The 15479-nt window shown below is 70.2% G+C and carries 17 protein-coding genes, 2 pseudogenes and 1 riboswitch; of the genes and pseudogenes, 12 read left to right on the forward strand and 7 right to left on the reverse strand.

Annotation, left to right across the window (positions count from 1 at the left end; translation table 11 throughout):
* The 3 genes from A9X04_RS25905 to glnX form a co-directional block, all read right to left on the reverse strand.
* The coding region (locus tag A9X04_RS25905; RefSeq protein ID WP_156764540.1) for a serine/threonine protein kinase at positions 1-1295 on the reverse strand (1295 nt) is incomplete at its 3' end.
* Positions 1295-2281, reverse strand: coding sequence for a glutamate ABC transporter substrate-binding protein (locus A9X04_RS25910; protein ID WP_067927001.1), 987 nt, complete (start codon positions 2279-2281; stop codon positions 1295-1297). The genes A9X04_RS25905 and A9X04_RS25910, both read right to left, overlap by 1 nt.
* Entirely contained in the window at positions 2281-3600 is a 1320-nt protein-coding gene (gene glnX / locus A9X04_RS25915) for a protein kinase G-activating protein GlnX (protein WP_067927005.1), read from the reverse strand. The genes A9X04_RS25910 and glnX overlap by 1 nt, the downstream gene beginning before the upstream one ends.
* 134 nt (positions 3601-3734) lie before the next feature.
* Between glnX and A9X04_RS25920 the strand changes: the two genes are divergently transcribed.
* Positions 3735-4361 (forward strand): NUDIX hydrolase, encoded by a 627-nt coding sequence (locus A9X04_RS25920; protein WP_067927008.1) that lies wholly within the window; start codon positions 3735-3737, stop codon positions 4359-4361.
* On the opposite strand, the gene thiE is transcribed toward A9X04_RS25920, so the two are convergent.
* Entirely contained in the window at positions 4333-5004 is a 672-nt protein-coding gene (gene thiE, locus A9X04_RS25925) for a thiamine phosphate synthase (protein WP_067927012.1), read from the reverse strand. The two genes, A9X04_RS25920 and thiE, sit on opposite strands and share 29 nt — an antisense overlap.
* A gap of 36 nt (positions 5005-5040) precedes the next feature.
* Positions 5041-5151: riboswitch (TPP riboswitch) on the forward strand.
* On the opposite strand from thiE, the gene thiO reads away from it, so the two are divergent.
* The 4 genes from thiO to A9X04_RS25945 all read left to right on the forward strand — a co-directional run bounded on the left by thiO (position 5142) and on the right by A9X04_RS25945 (position 7852).
* Positions 5142-6152 carry a glycine oxidase ThiO gene (gene thiO, locus A9X04_RS25930; RefSeq protein ID WP_067927015.1) on the forward strand — a complete coding sequence of 337 codons (1011 nt, stop codon included), beginning with the start codon at positions 5142-5144 and terminating at the stop codon, positions 6150-6152. Its footprint overlaps the riboswitch before it by 10 nt.
* On the forward strand, positions 6149-6346 hold the full coding sequence (gene thiS, locus A9X04_RS25935; RefSeq protein WP_067927017.1) for a sulfur carrier protein ThiS: 198 nt from the start codon (positions 6149-6151) through the stop codon (positions 6344-6346). Before thiO ends, thiS begins: the two co-directional genes overlap by 4 nt.
* Positions 6339-7097: a thiazole synthase gene (locus A9X04_RS25940; RefSeq protein WP_067927020.1), complete on the forward strand. Its 759-nt coding sequence runs from the start codon at positions 6339-6341 to the stop codon at positions 7095-7097. The genes thiS and A9X04_RS25940 overlap by 8 nt, the downstream gene beginning before the upstream one ends.
* Entirely contained in the window at positions 7094-7852 is a 759-nt protein-coding gene (locus tag A9X04_RS25945) for an SGNH/GDSL hydrolase family protein (protein ID WP_067927022.1), read from the forward strand. Before A9X04_RS25940 ends, A9X04_RS25945 begins: the two co-directional genes overlap by 4 nt.
* A 4-nt stretch (positions 7853-7856) precedes the next feature.
* On the opposite strand, the gene A9X04_RS25950 is transcribed toward A9X04_RS25945, so the two are convergent.
* Both A9X04_RS25950 and A9X04_RS25955 read right to left on the reverse strand, forming a co-directional pair.
* Positions 7857-8378, reverse strand: coding sequence for a serine/threonine protein kinase (locus A9X04_RS25950; RefSeq protein WP_067927025.1), 522 nt, complete (start codon positions 8376-8378; stop codon positions 7857-7859).
* 65 nt (positions 8379-8443) lie between these two features.
* Positions 8444-8971 carry a serine/threonine protein kinase gene (locus A9X04_RS25955; RefSeq protein ID WP_067927028.1) on the reverse strand — a complete coding sequence of 176 codons (528 nt, stop codon included), beginning with the start codon at positions 8969-8971 and terminating at the stop codon, positions 8444-8446.
* A 359-nt stretch (positions 8972-9330) separates the two neighbouring features.
* Here A9X04_RS25955 and A9X04_RS25960 point away from each other — a divergent pair, with 359 nt between their 5' ends.
* The 6 genes and pseudogenes from A9X04_RS25960 (at position 9331) to A9X04_RS25985 (ending at position 15066) form a co-directional block, all read left to right on the forward strand.
* Complete coding sequence (locus A9X04_RS25960) at positions 9331-9666, forward strand: CD225/dispanin family protein (RefSeq protein WP_067927030.1); 336 nt, start codon at positions 9331-9333, stop codon at positions 9664-9666.
* A 15-nt stretch (positions 9667-9681) separates the two neighbouring features.
* A complete protein-coding gene (locus tag A9X04_RS25965; protein WP_067927033.1) occupies positions 9682-10107 on the forward strand; it encodes a DUF2752 domain-containing protein in 426 nt (141 codons plus the stop codon).
* A 53-nt stretch (positions 10108-10160) separates the two neighbouring features.
* Positions 10161-11654 (forward strand): M28 family metallopeptidase, encoded by a 1494-nt coding sequence (locus A9X04_RS25970; protein WP_067927034.1) that lies wholly within the window; start codon positions 10161-10163, stop codon positions 11652-11654.
* Positions 11651-13071: pseudogene (locus A9X04_RS25975) on the forward strand (M28 family peptidase). Before A9X04_RS25970 ends, A9X04_RS25975 begins: the two are co-directional and overlap by 4 nt.
* Positions 13072-13105: 34 nt before the next feature.
* Positions 13106-13546: a hypothetical protein gene (locus A9X04_RS25980; RefSeq protein ID WP_156764541.1), complete on the forward strand. Its 441-nt coding sequence runs from the start codon at positions 13106-13108 to the stop codon at positions 13544-13546.
* Positions 13547-13614: 68 nt separating this feature from the next.
* Complete coding sequence (locus tag A9X04_RS25985) at positions 13615-15066, forward strand: HNH endonuclease signature motif containing protein (RefSeq protein ID WP_067927036.1); 1452 nt, start codon at positions 13615-13617, stop codon at positions 15064-15066.
* Here A9X04_RS25985 and A9X04_RS31170 read toward each other — a convergent pair.
* Positions 15063-15230, reverse strand: a complete 168-nt coding sequence (locus A9X04_RS31170) for a hypothetical protein (protein WP_197509404.1) — start codon at positions 15228-15230, stop codon at positions 15063-15065. The two genes, A9X04_RS25985 and A9X04_RS31170, sit on opposite strands and share 4 nt — an antisense overlap.
* On the opposite strand from A9X04_RS31170, the pseudogene A9X04_RS25990 reads away from it, so the two are divergent.
* Positions 15168-15479: pseudogene (locus tag A9X04_RS25990) on the forward strand (hypothetical protein); the annotation flags it as partial. The gene A9X04_RS31170 and the pseudogene A9X04_RS25990 overlap by 63 nt on opposite strands.

The following is a 15479-nucleotide window of genomic DNA, read 5'->3' on the forward strand; positions in this document are numbered from 1 at the left end:
ACCCCGAACGTTGAGCGGCTGGGGCTGAAGATGGTCGACAACCCGGGCCGCGGCACCTCGGTGTCCTGGGCCACCACCTCCCGCAACACGCCCATCAGCTGGGCGGACAGCTCCTCCGTGGTGGCGAACCGGCGCCGCGGGTCGGGGTCGATGGCCCGGCGCAGCAACCGGCGGTACGAGTCGTACGTCGTCAGCACGGGATCGTCTTCGGGCAGGCCGTCGACGTAGCGGCCGTTGCGGGTGGGCAGGTTCACCGTGAGCGCCGCCAGGGTACGGCCGACGGTGTAGATGTCGGTGGCGATCGTCGGGCCGGTCCGCACGATCTCGTGCGCCTGGAACCCCGGGGTGCCGTAGAGATAGCCGAACGAATTGACCCGCGACACCGCGCCCAGGTCGATCAGCTTGAGTTGCTCCTCGGTGAGCATGATGTTCTCCGGCTTGAGGTCGTTGTACACCAGGCCGATCGAGTGCAGATAGGTCAGCGCGGGCAGGATCTCCAGCAGGTAGGCGATGGCCTCGGCGACCGGCAGCTTCTTGTCCTTGCCGTGCTTGAGCGGCTGCCCGCCGATGTACTCCATGACGATGTAACCGACCGGGTTGCCGTTGCGGTCCTTGTGCTCGACGAAGTTGAAGATCTGCACGATCTGCGGGTGCACCACCTCGGCGAGGAACTGCCGTTCGGCCATGGCGATCGCCTGCGCCTCCGCGTCACCGGAGTGCACCAGGCCCTTGAGCACCACCGGGCGGTCGTTGACGTTGTGGTCGACCGCCAGGTAGACCCAGCCCAGTCCGCCGTGCGCGATGCAACCCTTGACCTCGTACTGCCCGGCGACGATTTCGCCCGGATTCAGCTGCGGCAGAAACGAATACGCGCTGCCGCAGGCGGGGCACCAGCCCTCCGACTCGCCCTTGACGCCTTTTTTCGACCGGCCGACCGGCTTTCCGCAGTTCCAGCAGAACCGCTTGGCCTCCGGCACCACCGGGTTGGTCATCAGCGCCTCGAGCGGGTCGATGTCGCGCACCCGCGGGATCTCGACCAGTCCGCCGCCGAGGTGTCTGACCGGCGGCAGCACCCGCGTCCCGATCGTCACCCGGTCTTGCGAATCGGTGTCCAGGGTGCCCAGCGAGATGTGCGGGAAATCGTCGTCGTCATCGTCGAAATCGGGACGGAAGAGCGCCTGGGTGGCCTGGATTCGCCCCGTCGTCGGGCCGCCCTGCGTGTCCGGCGGTTGGGTGCCCGGGCTCACGTCTTCGGGGCCCGGTTCCGGCTGTTGGGTCTTCTCCGACTCGGTCATCAGTCGGAATACCTCGGCGTGGGCGGGGCGGGCGCGGGTCCCAGCACCGTCAACCACTTGCGGTACAACGTGTTCCACGTGCCGTCCCGGCGGATCCGCTCCAGCGTGCCGTTGACGAACCGCAGCAGTGGCGTGTTGGTGAGGTTGACCCCGATGCCGTAGGGCTGGGTGGCCATGTTGGGCCCGACGATGTGCAGGTAGGGGTCCTCTTCGACCAGCCCGGCCAGGATCGAGTCGTCGGTGCTGACGGCGTCGATCTCGCGCTGCTGCATCGCCACCAGGCAGTCGGCCCAGTTGACCACCGACACGATGACGGGGGGCGGGTCGATCTGGCGGATCCGGTGCAGCGACGTGGTCCCCTTCGCCACGCAGACCCGCTTGCCGGACAGGTCGCCCACCTTGGCGATGGGCGAGTCCCGCGGGGCCAGGATGCGCTGGTTGGCGTCCAGGTAGACGGTGGAGAAGTTGACCTCCTTGCGCCGCTCGCAGGTGATGGTCATGGTCTTGACCACCACGTCGACCTCGGAGTGCTGCAGCGCGGTGACGCGCTCGTCGGACGACAGGATGCGGTACTCGACGTGCGACGGGGCGCCGAAGATGTCGCGGGCGATCTCGCCGGCGATGTCGACGTCGAAACCGGTGATCTCCCCGGTGATCGGGTCGCGGAAGCTGAACAGGTTGCTGCCGATGTCGAGCCCGACGATCAGCCGGCCGCGGGCGCGGATGTCGGCGACCGCGGCGTCCGCCTCGGCCTTGGTGGGGAAGGGCCGCAGGCTCGCGGTCAGGTCGCAGCCCTGGCTGGGGTCGTCCGGCGGCAGCGGCGGCTCCGGCGGCAGCTGCTGCATGCCGACCGGGGTGGGCGGCGGCAGCGTCGGCACCTTGGCGACCGTGAGCGACTCGGTGTGCGAGCATCCCGCCAGCACCCCCACCGTTGCCAGCGCGGCGAGCACGGCGCCCGCCCGCCGCAACCGGGCCGGCCGCGTCATTATCGATACTCTTTCAGCCGCGGCCACAGGCCCAGCGCCACCGCGATGGCGGCGCCGAGGCTGAGCACCACGCCGCCGACCTGCGCGCCGGACAGCCCGCTGCGGGCGTTGAGGACGTCGTTGCGCAGGTGGGTGCGGCTCTGGTCCATGGCCTTGACCAGCTGGTCTTCCAGCTTGTCGAACGCGGGGGTGGAGTCGTCTTCGCTGCTGCCCAGGGCGACCTGGGTGGCCGCCCGGTAGTTGCCGACCGAGATGTAGGAGTTGATCCGGTCGTTGGCCTGCCGCCAGCGCAACAGCAGCTGGTCGGCGCCCTGCAGGTCGGGTTTGTCGACGGCGTCGCTGCGCACCATGTACTGGTCGAGCTGCTGGTGCATGGAGTCGATCCGCTGATAGAACGACTGCTTGCGCTTCTCCTCGTCCCCGCGACGGATCAGCGATAGCGTCTCGTCGGCCCGCGCCTGCTGGGCGGTGATCGCGACGTTGGTCACGATCCGCAGCGAGTCGGCGGCGGTGTTCTTGGCGCTACGGCTGGCGGTCGTGGAGATGGTCAGCGCTGTTCCGACCCATACCACCATGACGAGAATAGCGAGGCCGCCCACGACCAGGCCCGGATTGATCCGGCGCCGGGTGCGCCGGGCCAGCCAGCGATGGGCGAAGGCGCCGAAGACCGCGGTGGCGGTGACCACCAGGATGACCGGCGCCGGGATCTGGGTCGACGCGGTGGTTTCCGCGTCCACCCGCTCCGACGTGGCCTGATACAGCTGCGCGGCGTCCGGCAGGATTGTCGACTGCATCAGCCCGGAGGCCTCCGACAGGTACGACGACCCGACCGGGTTGCCCTCCCGGTTGTTGGTCCGCGCGATCTCGATCAGGCCGGTGTAGACGGCCAGTTCGGCGTTGATCCGGCCCAGCAGCTGCACCAGCGGTTCGTCGGTGAGCCCGCTCGAGGCCCGGGTCACCGCCACGGCGGCGTCGGTGATGGCCTGCTCGTAGCGTTGCCGAACGGGCGGCGGCTCGGCTTCGGCGATGAATGCCGTGGCCGCCGCCGCGTCGGCCACCGACAGCGTGGTGTACAGCCGTCCGGCGGCGAACGACAGCGGTTCGGTGTGATTGAGCACCGTCGTCAGCACCTGCTGCCGGTGGTTGATGGTCGTCGAGGTGGCGAACGCGCAGATGCCGCCCAGCACCGCCAGGACGATGCCGATCGACAGGATCCGGCCCGGCGTGGTCGAGATGAACCACCAGCGCGGATGGGCTGGCTCGGCCGGCGACCGCGACCCCTGCGGCTCTGTCGACGGGTGCGCCAGCTCAACCGTCACGTGTTATCAGCCCTCATCTTTCGCGGCCACTGAAACGCTGCACCAACTCTATAAGCGAATTCTAAGAGAATGTTCCGCCTGATGGGTGGAGGCAGACCGATTGACCAGGCGATCACGCGCATATCCTGAAACCCGTGCACGGCGACGGCGACGGTTGGGTGGTTTCCAGCAGCGGCACCCCGTACTGGGGCCGCTTCGGTGCGGCCGGTCTGCTGCTGCGGGCCCCCCGGCCCGACGGCACCCCCGCGGTGCTGCTGCAGCATCGCGCGGTGTGGAGCCATCAAGGCGGCACCTGGGGCCTGCCGGGCGGTGCCCGCGACAGCCACGAGACGCCGGAGGAGACCGCGGTCCGCGAGGCCCATGAGGAGGCCGGGCTGGCAGGCGAGCTGGTGACCGTGCGCTCGACGGTGGTCACCGCCGACATCGCGGGGCTCGGCGGGGCGCGCTGGACCTACACCACGGTGGTCGCCGACGCGCCCGAGTTGCTGCACACCGTGCCCAACGGGGAGAGCGCCGAGATGCGCTGGGTCGCCGAGGAGGAGGTGGCCGGGCTGCCGTTGCATCCCGGCTTCGCGGCGAGCTGGCACCGGCTGCGCACGGCGACGGCGCTGGTGCCGCTGGATCACGCCGACGAGCGGCGGCGGCACCTGCCCCGCACGTTCGAGATCGAGGCCGGCGTGTTCGTCTGGTGCGTGCCGGGTGACGCCGACCAGACGCCCATGCATCCCCGGATCAACTCGCTGCTGCAAGCGCTGAGTTGAGCCGTTGCGCCGCGGCCCGCGGGTCGGCGGCCGCGGTGATCGCGCGCACCACCACGATGCGGCGGGCGCCGGCCGCGAGCACCTCCGGCAGCCGCTGCTCGTCTATCCCGCCGATCGCGAACCACGGTTTCTCGGTGCCGAGCCGGGCGGCGGTCCGCACCAGCCCCAGGCCCGGCGCCTCGCGGCCCGGTTTGGTCGGGGTGGGCCAGCACGGGCCGACGCAGAAATAGTCGGCCACCCCGGTGGCCGCGGCGGCGGCCTGGCCGGCGTCGTGGCTGGACAGGCCGAGCAGCGTGTCCGGGCCGACGATCCCGCGCGCGACGTCCAGTGGCAGGTCGCCCTGCCCGAGGTGCAGCACGTCGGCGCCGGCCGCGCGGGCGATGTCCGCCCGGTCGTTGACCGCGAACAGGGCGCCGTGCCGTCGGGCCGCGTCGGCCAGAATCTCGCACGCGGCCAGTTCCTCGCGCGCCTCGAGCGGCCCGAACCGCTGCTCACCCGGCGAGCCCTTGTCGCGCAGCTGGATGATGTCGACCCCGCCGGCCAGGGCGGCGTCGGCGAACTGGGCCAGATCGCCACGCTCCCGGCGCGCGTCGGTGCAGAGGTAGAGCCGCGCCGCGGCCAGCCGGGAAACTCGCTGATGCACACCGCGACGCTAGCGCGCTAGCGTGGGAGCCGAAGAACTTGCAGACACGGGAGTCCCGGGAACGGGGTCTGAGAGTGGGCGCGCCTGCCCTTACCGTCACACCTGATCCGGGTCATGCCGGCGAAGGGAGGCCAGGAATGCCGACAGACCTTGGGTCGCTGGCCGTCATCGGCGGCGGCGTCATCGGGCTGGCGGTGGCGCGCCGCGCCGCGCAGGCCGGGTGGTCGGTGCGCGTGCACCGCACCACCGACCAGGGCGCGTCCTGGGTGGCCGGCGGCATGCTGGCCCCGCACAGCGAGGGCTGGCCCGGTGAGGAACGGCTGTTGCGGCTCGGGTGCGAGTCGCTGCGGCTGTGGCGCGAGGGCTTCCTCGACGGCCTGCCGCCGCAGGTGGTCACCGCCCGGGAATCGCTGGTGGTGGCCGTCGACCGGGCCGACGTCGCGGACCTGCGCACCGTCGCCGACTGGCTGTGCGAGCAGGGGCATCCGGTGGTCTGGGAGTCGGCCGCCAGGGATCTGGAACCGCAGCTGGCCCAGGGCATCCGGCACGGCTTTCGGGCGCCCACCGAGCTGGCGGTGGACAACCGCGCGGTGCTGCAAGCCCTCTCGGCGGAGTGCGAGCGCCTCGGGGTGCGCTGGGCGGGGCCTGCGCACGACCTAACGGTCGACGGCGACGCGGTGGTGATCGCCAACGGCATCGACGCCCCCGCGTTGTGGCCGGGCCTGCCCGTGCGGCCGGTCAAGGGGGAGGTGCTGCGCCTGCGCTGGCGGCGCGGGTGTATGCCGGTGCCGCAGCGCGTCATTCGCGCCCGGGTGCGCGGGCGGCAGGTCTACCTGGTTCCGCGCGCCGACGGGGTGGTGGTCGGGGCCACCCAGTACGAGCATGGGCGCGACACCGCCCCGGTCGTCTCCGGAGTGCGCGACCTGCTCGACGACGCCTGCGCGGTCTTGCCGGCGCTGGGCGAGTACGAGCTGGCCGAGTGCGCCGCCGGGCTGCGCCCGATGACACCCGATAACCTGCCGCTGGTGCGGCGCCTCGACGAGCGAACCCTGGTCGCCGGCGGACACGGCCGGTCCGGGTTCCTGCTGGCGCCGTGGACCGCGGAAGAAATCCTCTCCCAACTGGCCCCCGTCGGAGTTCGGTCATGATCGTCATGGTGAACGAGCGGAAGGTCGAGGTCGACGAACAGACCACGGTGGCCGCGCTGCTGGAGTCGCTGGGCTACCCCGACCGCGGTGTCGCGGTGGCGATGGGTGACGCCGTGTTGCCCCGGTCCAGTTGGACGACAACACTTTTCGATGGCGCTCGACTCGAGGTGGTGACGGCGGTGCAGGGTGGCTGAGTCAAAGCTCACGATCGGCGATCGCAGCTTCTCCTCGCGCCTCATCATGGGCACCGGGGGAGCGAGTAGCCTGGCCGCGCTGGAAGAGGCGCTGGTCGCCTCGGGTACCGAGCTGACCACCGTGGCGATGCGGCGCGTCGACGCCGAGGGCGGGACCGGGCTGCTGGACCTGCTCAACCGGCTCGGCATCGTGCCGCTGCCCAACACCGCGGGGTGCCGCAGCGCGGCCGAGGCGGTGCTCACCGCGCGGCTGGCGCGCGAGGCGCTGAACACCAACTGGGTCAAGCTGGAGGTCATCGCCGACGAACGCACGCTGTTGCCCGACGCGGTCGAATTGGTCCGGGCGGCAGAGCAACTGGTCGACGACGGGTTCGTCGTGCTGCCCTACACCAATGACGACCCGGTGTTGGCGCGCCGGCTCGAGGACGCCGGATGCGCGGCGGTCATGCCCCTCGGCTCGCCGATCGGCACCGGCCTGGGCATCACCAACCCGCACAACATCGAGATGATCGTCGCCCGGGCCGGGGTCCCGGTGGTGCTCGACGCCGGCATCGGCACCGCCAGCGACGCCGCGCTGGCGATGGAACTGGGTTGCGACGCCGTGCTTTTGGCCACCGCAGTGACCCGGGCCGCCGATCCGGCGGCGATGGCGGCCGCGATGGCCGCCGCCGTCACCGCCGGCTATCTGGCCCGCCGGGCCGGGCGGATCCCCAAACGTTTCTGGGCCCAGGCATCCAGTCCCGATCGATGAAACGGTATGTGGCGCTGGGAAGTTCGATGGCGGCCGGTCCCGGCATCCGGCCCCGGGCCGCGAACGCGCCCTTGGGCTCGGGCCGGTCGGCCCGCAACTATCCGCATCTGGTCGCGCAGCGCTGCGGCCTCGAACTGGTAGACGTCACCTTTTCCGGCGCGACCACCGCCCACGTGCTCGCCGACCGCCAGCGCGGCGCGCCGCCCCAGATCACCGCCCTCGACGGCTCGGAATCGCTGGTGACGATCACCATCGGCGGCAACGACGTCGGCTACATCCCGCTGCTGATGGCCGCTTCCCTGCCCCGTCGGTTCCGGCGGCTGCCGGTGCTGCGCGGGCGCATTGCCGAGCTGCTGGACCCCGATGCGCGGAGCCGGGCCCTTGACGCGGTCTTCGAATCGCTGTGCTCGGTCGGTCACGCGGCGCGCGAACGCGCCCCGCAGGCCCGGGTCTTCTTCGTCGACTACCTGACCGTCCTGCCGCCCGCGGGCACGCCGGCGGCCCCGCTTTGCGACGCGGACGCCGACCTCGGTCGCCACGTGGCCGCGACGCTGGAACGGCTCACGGCCGACGCGGCCAGCGCGACCGGCTGCGACGTGGTGCGCGCCGCGGCGGCCAGCCGGGATCACCACGCGTGGTCGGCCGCCCCTTGGACCACCAGACCCGGTGTGCCGCTGCCGGGCCGGGCGGCGCCGTTGCACCCGAACGCCGCCGGCATGCGCGCCGTCGCCGAGCTGGTGGCCGCGCTGTGCTGACGGGTCAGCCGTTCGTGCGCCACCACTGGTAGAGCGCGTTGACGTCGGCGTTGGACGAGGTGAGGTGGCCCAGCACGTTCTTGGCGTCGGTGGTCCAGGTCAACGTCGCGTAGTTCTTGTAGGTGCCGCAGGCGATCTGCCCGCCCGTCTGGCCGTTCTGCTTCCAGGTCCCCGGCGACTGCCCGGCGTCCCCGCACGCGGCCAGCGACACGTCCTTGATGGTGGAACTGAACGCCGAGGCCAGATTCGTGCCGTTGGAGAAGAGGGCGTAGACACCGGAGCCCGGTCCGCTGGGGTCGGGGCTCTGCCCGCACAGCAGCTCGGCCAGTTCGCCGGATTCGGTCAACTCCTGCGGCTTGCAGTTGTTGAGGCCGTAACCCTTCGAGAGATTGGCGGCCAGCGTGTTCATGTCGGCCGCGCTGCCGGTGTTGGGTTCGGCGAGCGCGGGTGCGCTACCCGCCAGAGCCAGGCTGCCGGTGAAGAGCGCCGCCGACACGGCTCGCAGCGCGGTGGTGAGATGTGACATTTCGTTGACTCCCTGCGGTTGATGGATGGGTGATGCAGAAACCCGTTGCCCCCCAACTAAGAACGTCAGCCGTTGGCGCGCCACCACTGGTACAGCGCCGCGGCGTCGGTGTTGGACCCGCGGATGTAGCTCAAGATGTTCTTCGAGTCCGTGGTCCAGATGATCTCGGCGGCGTTCTGATACGTCCCACACGCCACCTGGCCGGCGTTGCCGCTGTTGCTGCCCTGGTGCCAGTTGGTGGGGGACTGGCCGCTGTCGCCGCACGTGCCCAGCACGTCGTCTTTGATGCTCGCCTTGAATGAGCCGGCCAGGTTGTCGGCGTTGTTGAACAGGATGTACTTGGCCTGGACCGGGCCGCTCGGGTCGGGGCTCTGCGCGCAGGTCAGCGACGCCAGCTCGCCGGTGGTGACGCTCTGGGGAGTGCAGTTGTTCAGCCCATATCCCTTCGACAGCGACGCCGCGAGCGTGTTGACGTCCGACGGGCTACCCGCATTGGCGGGATCCGCGGTTGCGGTGCCCGTGCCCGCTAAGGCGACAGCGCCCGCCAGCACCGCGGCAGTCGCGGTCCGCAGCGCGTTGCTGGGATGCAACATCCTGTGACTCCTAGGCGGTTGTCGAACCGGCGTCGCTCACCGGAGAAACACGCTTCCGCTAACTAGGGATCGTAGAGCTATGTCGTGACAAAGCAACACATTCCGCTGGAAATTGTCTGTCTGGGCATCCTTCTCGACGCCGCAGCGTGACGGTCACGCAACGGCCGTTCCGAAAGGTCATGACCGTCAATTGTTTTCGCGTGGCCGGCCCGCCCTGGCCGGGAAACCCTCGCGGGAGGGCGTGCGCCGCGCGCCGGCGGTTCAAAAGCGGATTTTCAAATTGCTAGTGCCGCCGCGACTGTGCTCGGGTATGGTTAGCACCGCTTCACGCCAGCTAACTTCTCGGGACTGGAGAATTCATGACCCAACCGCCGGCACCACCCCCTCCGCCGCCTGGTTATCCGCCGCAGCAGCCCGCCGGGCAGGCGCCGAACAACTACTTGGTGTGGTCGATCCTGGTGACCCTGTTCTGTTGCCTCCCGTTCGGGATCGTGGCGATCGTCAAGTCCAGCCAAGTCAATGGTCTTTGGGCACAGGGTCGTTACGCCGAGGCACAGGCATCCGCCGACAGCGCCAAGAAGTGGGTGATCTGGTCGGCCGTCATCGGTGTCGTCGTCGCCATCATCTACGGCATCTTGATGGCGGTCGGCGCGCTCAACACGAACACCAACGCGGCACTCGCCGCGATGTTCTAAGCCCGGTTCGCGACCATGGTGACCCGCCAAGGGTCGGCGCCGCAGAGTCTGGGAGCACCCCTGGTGGTGGCGGCTTCCGCGACGTTGATGTGCGCCGTCATCTGGGCGGGTGACCCGACCACCCCCAACGGGCCGCTGCCGGTGTGTCCCACCAAGGCGCTGTTGGGAATCGACTGTCCGGGATGCGGCAGCCTGCGCATGCTGTATTCCCTGATGCACGGCAACCTGATGGCGGCCGCCAGGTTCAATGCGTTGGGCCTGGCGGCCGTCGTGCTGTTGGTGTGGGCGTACCTCGCCTGGACCCATGGACGCCTGGCGGGCAGGCGCGTCCGCAGCTGGCAACACCGCCGCTGGGCCGCGGCCGTGACGCTGGTGCTGGTCGCGGCGTGGTTTGTGGTGCGCAACATTCCCTTTGCGCCGTTCACTGCGCTCTACGTCTGATACCGCCGTGTCCTGATCCCGGCCGCTCGCGACGCGGTCTAACCTGGGGCGCGATGGTGAAGAAACGCGCGACGATCCCGGCGGCGCTTGTCATGGTCGTCCTGACCGCATTCTCGGCCGGCTGCTTTCACCGGCACGCGCAACCGGCGACCGGTAACCCGGACGCGGTCAAGTTCGCCGGCGCGTTGCACGACAAAGTCACGACCGACGCGATGATGGCCCACCTGGCAAAGCTGCAGGACATTGCCAACGCCAACAACGGCACCCGGGCGGTGGGCACCCCCGGTTACGAGGCCAGCGTCGACTACGTGGTAAACGCGTTGCGCGGCAGCGGTTTCGACGTGGCCACCCCCGAGTTCTCGGCGCGGGTGTTCCACGGGGACAAGCCGGTGGTGACGGTCGGTGGTGTGGAGGTGGAGGCGCACGCGCTCGACTTCAGCCTCGGGACCCCGCCGGACGGGGTGAGCGGGCCGCTCGTGGCCCTGCCCGCCAGCAACGCTCTCGGTTGCGCGGCGTCGGATTACGGGAACCTGCCGGTGCAGGGGGCCGTGGTGCTGGTGGACCGCGGCACCTGCCCCTTCGCCCAGAAGGAGGACGTCGCGGCGCAGCACGGCGCGGTCGCGATGATCGTCGCCGACAACGTCGACGAGCAGAAGATGGGTGGCACCCTGGGGCCCGACACATTGGTCAAGATCGCGGTGGTGGGCGTGACCAAGTCCGTGGGCGTGCAATTGCGCACCCGGCCCGGGCCCGCCACCATCAAGCTGAACGCGAGCGTGCAGAGCTTCAAGGCCCGCAACGTGATCGCGCAGACCAAGACGGGGTCGACGGCCAACGTCGTCATGGCGGGCGCACACCTGGACAGCGTGCCCGACGGGCCGGGCATCAACGACAATGGCTCGGGGGTGGCGGCCGTGTTGGAAACCGCGCTGCGGCTGGGGAGTTCGCCGCAGGTGCGCAACGCGGTGCGGTTCGGGTTCTGGGGTGCGGAGGAACTCGGCCTGATCGGATCGCGCGACTACGTCGAGTCGCTGGACCTGACCGCGCTCAAAAGCATTGCGCTGTACCTGAATTTCGACATGCTCGCGTCGCCCAATCCCGGCTACTTCACCTATGACGGGGACCAATCGCTGCCTGCCGACGCCCGCGGTCAGCCGGTGGTACCCGAGGGGTCGGCCGGCATCGAGCGCACGCTGGTGGCCTACCTGAAGTCCGCCGGGAAGACCGCGCAGGACACGGCGTTCGACGGCCGCTCCGACTATGACGGGTTCACCCTCGCGGGCGTCCCCGCCGGCGGCCTGTTCTCCGGCGCCGAGGCCAAGATGTCCGCCGAGCAGGCCAAGCTCTGGGGCGGGACGGCCGACCAGCCTTTCGACCCCAACTATCACCAGAGGACCGACACCCTCGAACACGTCGACCGGTCGGCACTGGGCGTCAACGGCGGCGGCGTCGCCTACGCCGTCGGTCTCTACGCCCAGGACATCGGCGGTCACAACGGGATGCCCACGATGGAGGACCGCACACGTCACGTCCTTACCAAGCCATGACCCGCCGTCTGGGGGTGACCTTGCTGCTCGCGGCCGCGCTGCTGGCCGGATGCTCGTCGCCCCGGCCCGGATCTCCCTCTGCCGCACCGGATCTGGGCCGCACCCTGGCGGCGAAAGTGACCGCCGACGGGATGCTCGCCCACCTGCGCGCGCTGCAGCACATCGCCGACGCCAACAAGGGCAACCGGGCGGACGCCACCCCGGGCTACGACGCCAGCGTCGACTACGTGGTGAAAGCCTTGCGCGACAGGGGTTTCGAGGTGGTGACGCCCCAGTTCGACCGGCTGTACACCGTCTCCCCGGGCAGGCCGGCGGTGACGGTCGCCGGCCGCAGTTACACCGTCGACCAGGCCTCGTTGCTGGTGCAGACACCGCCCAGCGGCCTGACCGGCCTACCGGTCCGGCCCGGCCAGCCGTCGGGCTGTGCGGCCGGCGATTACCCTTCCGCGCTGCCCAAGGGCTCGATCGCCGTCGTCGACGACGCGCGTTGCTCGGTGGTCGACAAGCAGAACGCCGCGGTGGTCAAGGGCGCGGCCGCCCTGGTCGTGCTCAGCGCGCCGTCTGGGCAGGGCGCCCCGCCCACGTTGTTCACGCCAGGCTACTTCAAGCAGCTGACCGTGCCGGTCGCGGTGGCCGGTCCCTCCGTCGCGGCCGCGCTCGCCGGCGCGAGCGCGCCCGTCCACCTGGTGCTCGACGCCCGTAACACGAAGTGGTCATGGTCGGCGCGCATCTCGACGGCCCGCGCGGCGGCCCCGGCATCAACGACGACGGGACCGGGGTGGCCGCGGTGCTGGAAACGGCGCTGCAGCTGGGCCCCCTGGCGCCGGTGAACAACGCGGTGCGGTTCGCGTTCTGGGGCGCCGACGAAGACGGGCTCAACGGCGTCATGGACTACGTGTTCGGCATGAACGTCGACCAACTCAACGACATCGCGATGTACCTCAACTTCACCGCGCTCGGATCTCCCAACGCCGGTTTCTTCACCGACGACGGCGATCAGTCCGGGCCGCCGGCGCCCGGGGTGACCTACGCCGACGTCCCCGACGGGTCGGCCGGCATCGAGCGCACCCTGGCCGGGTATCTGAACCTGGCCGGCAAGCGGCCCGCCGACATGCCGCTGAGCACCCTCGCCGACTACCATCCCTTCATGGTCGCGGGCGTGCCGATCGGGGGCTTGACCGCCGGCTCCACGCAGCAGAAGACGACGGTGCAGGCCCGACTATGGGGCGGGCAAGCCGGCGTCCCGTTCGACCCCAATTACCAGGGCCCCCGCGAGACCGTCGACAACATCAACCGGGATGCGTTGGCCGTCATGGGTTCCGGCGCCGCCTACGCGGTGGGCAGCTACGCCCAGTCGATCGGCGGCGTCAACGGCGTGCCGCCGCACGACAAGCGGCATCGGACCCGGGTGCCCTGACGCAGTCCGGCTCTCGTCCTGTGAGACTGGGTCGGTGACCATCGCAGCTACCGTGCTCGCCGTCCTGGCCGGTGTGCACATCCTCGCCAAGTTCACGTTCTTCATGCTGCCCTACCGGCGTCGCCGCGCCGCGCTGGACAAGGCCTACGGCGGCAAGGTCCGGGCGACGGCGAAATCGGATGCGGCGTCACTCATCCTCGCCGCCGCGATGGTGATCGTGCTGTTCCTCGCCGGGGTGAAGCCGGTGAGTTTCCTCATCGGGCTGTGGGTCGGCGCGACACTGATCCAGCTGTATTTTCATCAGTTCCACGAACCGTTGACCCGCGAGCAGGAACCCCCGTCGCCGGCCGGGCCGATCAAGGTCATGTCCTATGCCATCGAAGCCCGGCCGTGGCGACCGTGGCCCGAAATCGTGATGCTGGCAGCGCTGGTGGCCGCTGCCTTCGTCGCGATGGGCTTCGGAGGGGGAGGCTGACGCTGGTTATCCACAACCGGCGGCGTTGGGCGATACGCGCGTCGGCCCGTCCGGCTATTCTCGAACCTATGTTCGATACCCGCGTGCACGAGTATTGGGAGCCCCCGCAGTGCGAGCGGTCGCGCGCGCTGGTGGACCGGATGTGCGCGTCGTGGCGACTGGAGGCGCAGGTGGTGGCGGATCGGTTGGATGCCATCGGGGACCTGTTCGAACTGCGCCGTGCCCAGTGCGGTGAGGAGTCGGATTGGGCGGTGGACACCTGGGCGGCGGTGGGTGCCGAGGTGGCCGCGGCCTTCCGCGTCAGCTTGGCCATGGCGGGCAGCTTCATGAAGTACGCGCTCGCCATGCGTGAACGACTGCCACGGGTGGCGGCCGTGTTTCGGGCCGGCAACATCGGTTTTCGGCTGTTTCAGACCATCGTGTACCGCACCGACTTGATCACCGACGCCGCCGTGTTGGCCGCCGTGGACGCCGAGCTGGCGATGCGCGCGGCGCGGTGGCCCTCGATGACGCGGGGCCGGCTGGCCGGCGAGGTGGACAAGATCGTGGCCAAGGCCGACGTCGATGCGGTGCGCCGCCACGACCAGTCCCGGGCCGAGCGTTGCGTCGGGATCGAGGATCTCGAGGGCGGCATGTCGGAAATCCACGGCAGCCTGTTCAGTCCCGACGCCCACGCCTTGGACAAGCGGTTGGATGCGTTGGCGGACACGGTGTGTGAGCACGACCCGCGCAGCCGCGACCAGCGGCGCGCCGACGCGCTGGGAGCGCTGGCGGCCGCGGCGGATCGGCTGGGCTGTCGCTGTGGGCGCGCCGACTGTGCGGCCGGAAAGCGGCCGGCGGCAACGCCGGTCGTCATCCATGTCGTCGCCGAGCGGGCCGGCGTCCGGGGCCGGGGGTCGGCTCCGGGTTCGGAGCTGGGCGCCGACGGGCTGATCTCTGCCGAGCTGATCGCCGAGCTGGCCCGGTCGGCGCGGCTGGTGCCGCTGAGCGTTCCGGCGCAGGCCGAACCGCGCTACATGCCCTCGACCCGGCTGGCCGACTTCGTGCGGTGCCGTGATTTGACGTGTCGGGCGCCGGGGTGTGACCGTCCTGCTGCCGACTGCGACATCGACCACACGATCCCGTACTCCGATGGTGGTGTGACGCATCCGTCGAACCTGAAATGCCTTTGCCGCCAACATCATTTGCTGAAGACGTTCTGGGGCTGGCGCGACGAGCAATTGCCCGACGGCACCGTCATCTGGCGGCTGCCCGACGGACACCGCTACGTCACCACCCCCGGCAGCGCGCTGCTGTTCCCGACCCTGTGCGCGCCCACCGGCGACGTGCCCACTCCCGCCGAGCGGGAGTGCTACGGCGAGCGCACGGCAACGATGCCGCTCCGCACCCGCACCCGCGCCCGGAACCGGGCCCGGCGCATCGCCACCGAACGCCAGCGGAACCGGCGGTGCAGCTTGGCCGCCCACGCTTCACCCGGGGGCCCCGCGCCACCGGACGACGACGAGCCGCCGCCCTTCTAGGGCCTGCGCGGCCCCATCATCCCGCCGCAACCCATCCGGCCCTGACCCATCATCTGCTGCATCATCGCGGGCATGCCCTCCGCGACGAAGCCGGTGACCTCCCGCGCGTGCGCACCACCACCGAATCGGCGTCGCCGGACCTGGCGGCCCAACTGCAGGCGCATGTTTCGAGCATGTACGCCCACCTCGATCAGGGCACCGAAGTCAGCTGCATGAGCCAAAGCCTGCCGACCCTTTTCCGGCAGGCCGGCGGTTACCGCCGCAAGCTCACCCTCACCCCCAAGGGCGTGATCGCCGAGGAGACCGCCGACGATCCGGCCCTCACCGATGTCATCCGTGCGCACGCGCGGGAGGTCACCGGCTTCGTCGCGGAGGGCATGCCCGCGATGATGCAGCAGATGATGGGTCAGGGC

This window comes from Mycobacterium sp. E3247, from assembly GCF_001667785.1.
Classification (GTDB): Bacteria; Actinomycetota; Actinomycetes; order Mycobacteriales; family Mycobacteriaceae; genus Mycobacterium.